The 9,882-nt window shown below is 48.9% G+C and carries 8 protein-coding genes; 6 read left to right on the top strand and 2 right to left on the bottom strand.

Features of this window, described 5'->3' with window-relative positions; translation table 11 throughout:
- Positions 1-362: 362 nt before the first annotated feature.
- Positions 363-1,325, top strand: coding sequence for an integron integrase (locus tag AC4MRN_RS16680; protein WP_491203911.1), 963 nt, complete (start codon positions 363-365; stop codon positions 1,323-1,325).
- Positions 1,326-1,352: 27 nt separating this feature from the next.
- Here the strand turns inward: AC4MRN_RS16680 and AC4MRN_RS16675 are convergent, their stop codons facing one another.
- Both AC4MRN_RS16675 and AC4MRN_RS16670 read right to left on the bottom strand, forming a co-directional pair.
- A complete protein-coding gene (locus AC4MRN_RS16675) occupies positions 1,353-1,919 on the bottom strand; it encodes a phosphoribosyltransferase (RefSeq protein ID WP_073324872.1) in 567 nt (188 codons plus the stop codon).
- Between the two features lie 132 nt (positions 1,920-2,051).
- Positions 2,052-3,257, bottom strand: coding sequence for a lipoprotein-releasing ABC transporter permease subunit (locus AC4MRN_RS16670; protein WP_491203910.1), 1,206 nt, complete (start codon positions 3,255-3,257; stop codon positions 2,052-2,054).
- A gap of 156 nt (positions 3,258-3,413) precedes the next feature.
- On the opposite strand from AC4MRN_RS16670, the gene AC4MRN_RS16665 reads away from it, so the two are divergent.
- The 5 genes from AC4MRN_RS16665 to AC4MRN_RS16645 form a co-directional block, all read left to right on the top strand.
- Positions 3,414-4,007, top strand: coding sequence for a PilZ domain-containing protein (locus AC4MRN_RS16665; RefSeq protein WP_491203909.1), 594 nt, complete (start codon positions 3,414-3,416; stop codon positions 4,005-4,007).
- A 56-nt stretch (positions 4,008-4,063) separates the two neighbouring features.
- The gene (mfd, locus tag AC4MRN_RS16660; protein WP_491203908.1) at positions 4,064-7,561 is read left to right on the top strand and encodes a transcription-repair coupling factor; all 3,498 of its coding nucleotides are present in this window, start codon (positions 4,064-4,066) and stop codon (positions 7,559-7,561) included.
- Positions 7,562-7,563: 2 nt separating this feature from the next.
- Positions 7,564-9,003: a CsiV family protein gene (locus tag AC4MRN_RS16655; protein ID WP_491203907.1), complete on the top strand. Its 1,440-nt coding sequence runs from the start codon at positions 7,564-7,566 to the stop codon at positions 9,001-9,003.
- Complete coding sequence (locus tag AC4MRN_RS16650) at positions 9,000-9,554, top strand: cob(I)yrinic acid a,c-diamide adenosyltransferase (RefSeq protein ID WP_491203906.1); 555 nt, start codon at positions 9,000-9,002, stop codon at positions 9,552-9,554. Before AC4MRN_RS16655 ends, AC4MRN_RS16650 begins: the two co-directional genes overlap by 4 nt.
- Positions 9,555-9,599: 45 nt before the next feature.
- Positions 9,600-9,882 (top strand): ankyrin repeat domain-containing protein (locus tag AC4MRN_RS16645; protein ID WP_491203905.1); only part of this gene is annotated, 283 nt, incomplete at its 3' end.

Here is a 9,882-nt window from a genome sequence, read left to right as displayed (position 1 = left end):
AGCATTGCTTTGCCAAAAGCTGGTATTCCATCTTTCTTACATTCTGGACAATACATAAATTCCCTTTGGCATATAACAATTTAATATCTGCCCAAATGGTGTAAAAACTTACACCAAAATGGGGTATATAATTCGTTCATAATAATCCGATAACTTCTTTTCTTACAACCCTTTAATGCGCACTGCCCTAGTGCAGTCTAAATTTTATTACGTTAAATACACCACTCTTGGTGATTATTTTTTGCCTTGGAAAACTATAGCGGATTTTACAACTTCTAAGAAATAATCAGCGTAAAAACTCGCTATAGGTTCAGTTAGCGCATAGCAGTTAGCGTGGTAAGTTTCTGCAAAAAGGAATTTACATGAAGTCACCTTTCATTAATGCAGTCTATGAATTCATGATGCTCAAACGGTATGCAAAACGCACGATTAAAGCCTATTTGGTTTGGATTGCGGACTATATTCGATTTCACAAGTACCAACACCCAAAGAAAATGGGCGATCAGGATGTACGTGTTTACTTAACCCATTTGGCGGTAAAGCGAAATCTTTCAGCCAGTACGCAGGCTAGTGCGCTCAACGCGTTGGTATTTTTATACAGTAAGTACCTTGAACAGCCACTTAGTGACGACATTGGTTTTGTGAATAGTGGCCGAAAACCCAAATTGCCCACGGTTTTAACCATTAGTGAAGTACAGCAGTTACTGGCGAATATTCCTGAACGTCAGTCATTACCCGTGTCTATGCTATATGGCAGCGGATTAAGACTCATGGAATGTGTTCGATTACGCGTTAAAGATATCGACTTCGACTACCGCTGCGTGAAAATCTGGAACGGTAAAGGAGGAAAGCACAGAGTAGTTACGCTATCAGACACCCTTGTTGCCCAACTTCAAACACAAACGGAAAAAGTAAAACATTTACTGGAACGAGATAAAGCTAACCCGGAATACGCTGGGGTATGGCTGCCTCATCAACTAGCTAAGAAATATCAAGGCGCCAATAAGTCTTTGGAGTGGCAGTATTTATTTCCTGCAAGTAAAACCAGTATTGATCCGGAATCGTCGTTACGGCGCCGACATCATATTGATGAAAAGCAATTACAACGGGTAATACGCAATACAGCGAGGGAAATTGGCCTGAAAAAATCCGTTACACCGCATACGCTACGCCATTCATTTGCTACGCATTTACTACTAAAGGGCGCGGATATTCGAACAGTGCAGGACCAGCTGGGCCATAGCGACGTGCGCACCACCCAAATCTACACACATATATTACAACGGGGAGGAAACGCAGTGGTAAGCCCGCTTGAACTGCTGTAAGTAAAAACGGGCTTACAAATTGAGAGGCTATTCTTTGTCGTAAAGAATATCCATAACAGCAGCAAGTTCAGTTTTGCCCGCGCGCACTTCTTCTTCGCTCATATCAGCGATTTCGTGCGGGAACACTAACCAGTCATCGCTTTCGTTTACAAAGTAATCCGGCACGATGTCGGTTTTGTTGTTTGCAGGCTTGTAATAAGGGCAAGCAATACGGATGTCTTTTGGCATATTCAAGCGCATCAACTTTTTGATTTGCTTAATAAGTGCGTCTACGCTGCGGCCTGAGTCGAACACGTCGTCCACAATCAGCAGGTCATCGTCTGCATTGGCATTCTCAATTAAATAATGCAGGCCGTGAACGCGAATATCTTTGCTTTGCTTATTAATGCCATAGTAAGAGGAAGTACGTACGGCAATATGATCCGTAGGGACTTTCTTAAATTCGAAAAACTCTTGTACAGCAATACCAATTGGCGCACCGCCGCGCCAGATACCCACTATAAACTGCGGGCGAAAGCCATCTTTGTACACTTGCGACGCGAGACGAAATGAATCCTGAAGCAGATCCTGCGACGTAATAAAAACTTTATTCATAGTGTCGGAACCGGGCGAAAAATAAAAACGAGATTATAGGTAAAATTCAGTAATATTGCACGGATATTACGGCATTTTCCTGACCATTTATTCAAGTTTTGAAGCGCGATTAAAATTTAGCACGCTAAAGCACTACCCTTCTCGCTGTAAAATTCTGGCAGGCTGCACTTTCATGGCGCGCTGTGCGGGGTACCAGCTGGCAAGTAAACACAGCACTAACGAAAACAACGTAACCCACACTACTTGTTCCCAGCGCACATCTACGGGTAAGCCGTTACCATCTGCCGAAAGTGCCAGGTGTATCCCTAACAAATCCAATAAATCGTTAATAAACAGCACAGCTAAAATACCCAGTACCGCGCCAATGGCCGCCCCTTTCAACCCATTTAACACGCCATTGATCATGAAAATAGCTCGTACATTACTGACTTGCATGCCTTGTGAGAGCAAAATGGCAATGTCGCTATTCTTTTCAGACACCACCATTACCAGTGCAGACACAATGTTGAACGCTGCGACGGCAATAATGAGCAGCAGCATTAAAAACATCATGTTTTTTTCCATTTTTACGGCGTCAAACAAGGGGCCCTGGCGAGAGCGCCAATCAGAGGTAGCGTATCCAGCATCCTGCAGTGCCTGCACGACTCCCTGATACTCAAACGCGTTATCTAAAAACAGTCTTGCATCGGCCACGCTGCTGACGGGCTTACGCAACAAACGGGTCAGGTCATTTACATGTAAATAAATCACCTTGTCGTCCAGTTGTGAACCTAAATTGAACACCCCGGTTACCGTTACCAGTCGCTGGCTCGGCATTCTGCCATAGGGCGTATACACACTGGCACCTGCGACCATAATGCGAATTTGGTCGCCCGGCGTGACCTCCAGTTCCATGGCCAGAGCCCGGCCAATAATCACGCCAAACTTGGTGGTATTGAGCCTGTCAAATGTGCCTTCCAGCATGTTTTTAGCCACTATGCTGTGCTGTTGCATGGCTTCAGGATCGACGCCTTGAAGCTGCACTCCCCGCAACGCCTGACGCGACTGCACCAACCCTTCCGCTTCACGAAACACGCTCACGGCTCGCACACCCGGCAAGGCTAATTCGGCAATATTTTTAACCGGTGTATCATGGGCGACAACCTGCGGCACTATGCCCAGAATTCGTTGGCGTAGCTGAGCTTCAAAGCCGTTCATTACCGACAGCACCACAATCAACGACATCAACCCAAGCGCAATACCGGCAATGGAAAATCGGTTTATGAACGCCACAAAACTATTGTGTTTACCGGCAGTAGCGTATCGCGTTGCTATAAATGCAGAGAGTGGTAATTGCATGAAATCGGGTCCCGGTACAGTGTTTTCGTGCTTACTATCGACAGGGGCGCGCCGCTGCGCGTATTTATCAAAACACTGTTATAATAAACAAAAACTTAAGCTCGCTGCATAATACGTGTAAGCTAACCAGCGCACAAGTCAGCCCGGAGAGGTAACGTGGATTCACTCACACTGGAACAGAAGCAGGCACAATTTAACGAATTCTTTTTAATTGGCCATGCACTAAAGGTAAATGTTCGCACACTTGCCAGCGATTTCGTGTTACCTGAACCGGAGCAACTTGAAGAACACATGCCTTATGCGTTTCGCATCGCCAGCGAAATGTCAGCCATCGAAACGCAGGCGCTACGCCCCTTAAGAAACCTAAGCAGCCACGCTTCAGATTTGGTGAATTACCTCACCCATCAGTCGCGTAAAATCGATCTGATGATGTCTTATATTTTGCATCAACAGGACGATCCAAATTACCGCACTGAAAGTATCAGGTTCGGCGGTGGTGGCGTGGTCATAAACCACGAATCGGAACTTGCGGTTGGCACTATCGCTGAGCTTAAACTGTTTGTTACCGAAGAGGCCGCTGCGGTTTTTTGCTACGGCGAAGTTATTGCTTGCCAGCAAGAGCCGAATGGCTACCATATAGCCTTCATTTTTACCCGAATTCGAGAACAGGATCAGGAGCTATTGGTACGAGCCAGCCTGCACTTACAAACGCAGCAGCTTAAAAAGCGTAACCAATCGAATCAGCCCTAGATCCGCGCACTTTTGCCGTTGAGCCAAGTACGCCTTAATTACACTGAACAGGAATCATGACAGCCTCGCTTCTTTCATTGCCGTTACCCAAAGCCAGAACGTCCGCCAGTCATCAGGATCACCAGCAATGGGGCCATTTACAAGGCAGTAGCCGTGCACTAGCTGTGGCACAAGCCAGCCAACAAGCACAAAAGCCGCTGGTACTCGTTACAGCCGATACGCCCTCAGCGCTAAAGCTTGAAAAAGAAATCCGTTATTTCCTGGGTAACGACGCGTCCAACACGCCGGTTACGCTGTTCCCCGATTGGGAAACCCTGCCCTACGACACGTTTTCTCCTCACCAGGATATTATTTCACAGCGACTGGAAACCTTATTCCGTTTAACCCAGGACCCAACGGGTATCTTCATCGTACCGGTGAATACCTTAATGCAGCGCCTGGCACCGGTGGAATACATCGGCCAGCACTTGCTGCTGCTTAAAAAGGGTCAGCAGCTCGACCGCGACACCTTCCGCAGACAGTTGGAACAAGCCGGCTACCTGCACGTAAGTCAGGTGCTTAGTCACAGTGAATTCTCGGTTCGGGGCAGTATTATTGATTTGTTCCCCATGGGCAGCAAACACCCTTACCGCATCGACCTGTTCGACGACGAAGTCGACAGTATTCGGTTATTCGACACCGATACCCAGCGCTCAAGTGACGCGGTTAACGAAATCCGTATGTTACCGGCCAGGGAATTTCCAACCGACAAAAACGCCCTGAACCTGTTCCGTCAGCAGTTTCTGGACCGCTTTGAAGGCAGCAATAACGAAGGATCAATATTCGGGCAAATTACCCGCGGCACTATGCCCAGCGGCGTAGAATACTACCTGCCGTTATTCTTTGAGAAAACAGCCACACTGTTTGACTACTTCCACCCCGACACGCAACTTGTGCTGCACGGTGATGTCAACGACGCCAGCGAGTTCTTCTGGGCAGACGTATCTGAACGCTACGAACAGTATCGCTATAACAAAGACCGCCCGCTATTACCGCCCGAAGCCTTGTTCTTACCTGTCAATGAATTGTTCTCAGGCATTAAGCAATGGCCGCGGGTTTCGTTAAGTCAGGAAGTGCTGGAAGACAGTGCAGGTAAACACAATCTGCACTGCGAAAAACTCAACGACATCGCCCTGAACCCGCAAAAGAAACAGCCAGCTCAGGCATTATTAGCCGCTATAGACGACGCTAAAACCCGAGGGGCAAAAGTGCTGTTCTGTGCCGAATCACAGGGCCGGCGTGAAAACCTGCTGGGCGTGCTGCGCAAGTACCAAATCAAACCGGTAGAATTCAGCCACTTTAACGACTTCCTCACCAGCCATGAATCGGTTGGGATCAGCATTGGTATGGTCGAACACAGTTTCCGCTGGTCCAACCCGGACGGCGAGCTGTTATTTATTACTGAAACACAGTTACTCGGCCACAAAATCAGCCAGCGCCGATTACGCACAGCGCAAAAAGCCACCGACGAAAGTGCCATTATTCGCAACCTGGCCGAACTGTCTGTCGGTCAGCCTGTGGTGCATCTGGATCACGGTGTAGGCCGTTATATTGGTTTGCAAACCCTCGACGCGGGCGGCATCCCCACTGAATACCTGTGTATTGAGTATGCCAAACAGGCAAAACTGTACGTGCCGGTGTCGTCACTGCATTTAATCTCGCGCTACAGCGGCGGTGAACAAGACAGCGCGCCTTTACATAGCCTGGGCTCAGACGCCTGGGCCAAAGCCAAGAAAAAAGCCGCCGAAAAAGTGCGCGATGTGGCTGCAGAATTGCTCGATGTCTACGCCAAACGCGCCGCTAAACCCGGTTTTGCGTACCCCATTAACTGGGAAGATTATCAGTTATTCTCCGATACCTTCCCGTTTGAGGAAACGCCCGACCAAATGCAGGCAATCAATGCCGTTATTCAGGATATGGGCGCACCGCAGGCCATGGATCGCCTGGTATGCGGTGATGTAGGCTTCGGTAAAACAGAAGTCGCCATGCGCGCTGCGTTTCTGGCAGCCAATCAGGGCAAACAGGTCGCTATTCTGGTGCCCACTACCCTGCTGGCTCAGCAGCATTACGAGAATTTTAAAGACCGTTTTGCCAACCTGCCATTCAGAATTGAAGTAATATCGCGCTTTGTAAGCGGCAAAGCACAAAAATCCGTACTCGACGGTATCGCCTCAGGCAACGTCGACATTGTGGTTGGTACACACAAATTATTAAGCGACGCCGTGCAGTTCAACGATTTAGGCTTGGTGATCATCGACGAAGAGCACCGCTTTGGTGTACGTCAGAAAGAGAAGTTTAAGTCACTGCGCGCCGATGTGGATATTCTGACCCTAACGGCCACGCCGATACCAAGAACATTGAACATGGCCATGTCGGGCATGCGTGATTTGTCTATTATTGCCACCGCGCCAGCACGACGTTTAGCCATTAAAACCTTCGTACAGCAGCGCGACAAAGCGGTGATCCGTGAAGCCATTATGCGTGAGATTTTACGCGGTGGTCAGGTGTATTTCCTGCACAACGAAGTCGACAGTATAGCCAGAACGGCAGAAGAAATTGCCGAAATCGTGCCAGAAGCGCGCATTGCCGTTGGCCACGGTCAAATGCGAGAGCGCGAGCTGGAGTCGGTAATGAGTGACTTCTATCACCAGCGCTTTAACGTGTTGGTATGTACCACCATTATTGAAACCGGTATCGACGTGCCTACTGCTAACACCATTATTATGGACCGTGCTGACCATCTCGGTCTGGCCCAACTTCACCAGTTACGTGGTCGTGTCGGCCGTTCGCACCATCAAGCCTACGCGTATTTGCTAACCCCACATCCCAAGCGCATGACTCGCGACGCGGTTAAACGTCTTGAAGCGATTGCCAGCCTGGAAGACCTGGGCGCAGGCTTTGCGTTAGCCACCCACGATCTGGAAATTCGCGGCGCGGGTGAATTGCTTGGTGAAGACCAGTCAGGGCAAATCGCCACCGTGGGCTTTACGCTGTACATGGATATGCTGGAACAAGCGGTAGAAGCGCTCAAAGCCGGTAAAGAACCGTCATTAGACGAAGCCGCCAGCCATCAGACTGAAATTGAGCTTCGCATTCCGGCGCTGCTGCCAGACGATTACATTGCCGACGTAAACACCCGGTTGTCGCTATACAAACAGCTGGCCAGTTGCAAAAACAACGACGACATCGAAGCCTTCCAAATTGAATGTATCGATCGCTTTGGTTTACTGCCTGACGCGGCTAAAAACCTCATCGCCATTACCGAACTGAAATTAAAAGCACATAAGCTGGGCATACAAAAAATGGACTTCACCAGCGTCGGCGGCACCGTGGAATTTAAAGAGACTACCCCGGTAGATCCCGGTTTCATCATTTCGCTGGTGCAAACCCGCAGCAAAATGTTTAAGTTTGAAGGCAGTCAAAAACTCCGGATCGTAAAGAAAACCGAGACAGCGCGCGAACGATTAGCTATGGTGGAAGCGCTTATTGAAGAATTTGCCAGGGAGACAAAATAAGCATGAGGCGGATTATCGGTTGTCTTATCGCACTCAGTACCTTTTCAAGCGGCCATGCTATGGCCCAGGATGACGATAAATGGTGGTTCGACGTAGAAGTGGTGTTGTTTTCACGCTCCACTGCCGTCGGCGATTTATCGGAATCTTTTGAACAGCAATCGCGGCTCACCGCCCCCAAAACAGACTGGGATTTATTGTCACAGTATTTCCAGCCGGATTTGCAGTGGGTCTATTCATCTTTGCCTGTATGCGGAAAGCCTGAATCGCCCCTTTGGGCCGAAGCCCCTGATCTTGAAGAAATCATTGCAAAATACTATGTGCCAGAGCCTGAGCCAGAGCCAGAACCTGAAGTCACCGAATCGGTAGACGGTTACTCAGCCGAAGCGGTTGAAGAAAGCGCACTCGTAAATGAGCAAGACACCACAGACCCGCTGTTATCTCTAGAGCCAACGATGTCTGACACGGTTGCAGACACGGAAGCGGTGATTATTCCCCCCTCCCCCGAAACTATTGCCAGCTATTGGGTAGAATCTCATGTGGGCGACATCATTTACAAAAATGCAATGCCAGCAAAGCGTGACTTAAGCTGCGTTGCTCAACAAGGCCCAGCGTTTGTTACCAATACTCCGCAGTGGCATTGGCAGGCCCCTAACCTGCATGTGCCGTTTCCTGATCAAACGCCATTAATTATTCACGGTGCAGACTGGGCGCGCGCCAATGGACCGCATTTATTGTCTGAAGAACAACTCACTCAACAGGATTTGTTTACCAGTGTACGCTGGCGCAAAGGCATTGATCGCCTGGCACACTTTAGCTGGCGTCAGCAGGTTAAGTTCGGGCAGGATAACGCCGAAACCCTGCGCCTGTTTGCTGGCCAGAACTTTGCGGAACAATTCACCGTTGAAGGCGAATTGCGTCCCGAGCCCATCGAAGGCCTGCTGGACTCGCCTGATTCAATGAATAGTGGCAGCGACTCAGCCTATATCGATCCTGACACCGTGAAAGCCGAAAAAACCGCCGCATTTTTCAATGAACTCAATACCCGTCTTGCTCAGCCTCAGCCAATCAGTTACGCGGCTATGACTGCCCCGCAGGACGAAAACACTGGCTTAAATATCGACCCTTACAATACCCAGCTACCCCCAATCTGGGAGCTGGACGGATTTATCCAGGTATTCCTGAAATACATCAACAGCGTGCCCTACCTGCATATCAACAGTGAACTGTTTTACCGTCAGCCGGTAGCAACAGATGTGAAGCAACAGAGCGATTCAACCAGCGCGCCAACTTATGAACTGGTATCGATTCCGTTCAGGCAGGTTCGCCGCGTGATCAGCACACAGTTACATTATTTCGATCACCCGCTGTTTGGTATGGTTGTGCAAATTCGCCGCTACGACCGCCCGGCCGCAAAACAAAGTAATACTGACGACACACAATGAAGATTTACACCAAGACCGGCGATGCCGGCCAGACTCAGGTTTACGTAGACAAAGCCATACGGGTAAGCAAGCACGATCCGCTCATTGAATGCTACGGTGCAATAGACGAACTGAATGCGCATGTTGGCCTGCTTCACGCGCAACTGCAGGAAAGCTGGTCACAACAGACCAGCGAACACGGCGTATCGCTGGCCTGGTTAACCCGGATTCAAAACAACCTGTTTAGCGCCGGATTTGCTATGTCGGCTAGCTCTCGCTTACCAGAATCGGCTGTGGCTGAGCTTGAAGAGCAAATCGATGCCATGCAGCAAACACTCGCCCCACAAACGCAATTTATATTGCCCGGCGGCAGCGTTCAGGCGTCTCAGGCACATGTGTGCAGAACAGTGTGTCGCCGTGCAGAGCGTCAATTGGTAAGCGCCAGCGAACAAACCGACATTGCCGCGCCCGTGTTGCAGTACATTAACCGCCTGTCAGACTGGTTGTTCGTGTTCGCCCGCTACCTGAATGTACTGGCAGCCGTACCCGATACGCCCGTGTCGTCGAAGTAATTTGGCGCATATAAGGCTAATCGCTAACACAATTACGTGTGTTTTATGACATTCAGCATCGATCAAAAATTAATTTTTGCGGTACGTGGAAAAAACCTCGAATTAGTAAAAGAGAGAATAGCCGCAGGCGGTAATTTAAATTATCAGGATGTTAGTCACGGCTCTGCTTTGGTTGCAGCAATTAATAATAATGATGTCACAATGATTCAATATCTTATTGATCATGGTGCAGACGTAAATGCAGAAAATACTCACGGTATAGTACCAATTGAAATTGCACTTCATCATGCTACAGATGAGGTGATCAGACTTTTAGCCTGGTCAGGAG

It is taken from the genome of Marisediminitalea sp. (genome assembly GCF_984433645.1).
Note: the sequence above shows the minus strand (reverse complement) of the source record. Positions and strands in the feature narration are given on the sequence as shown.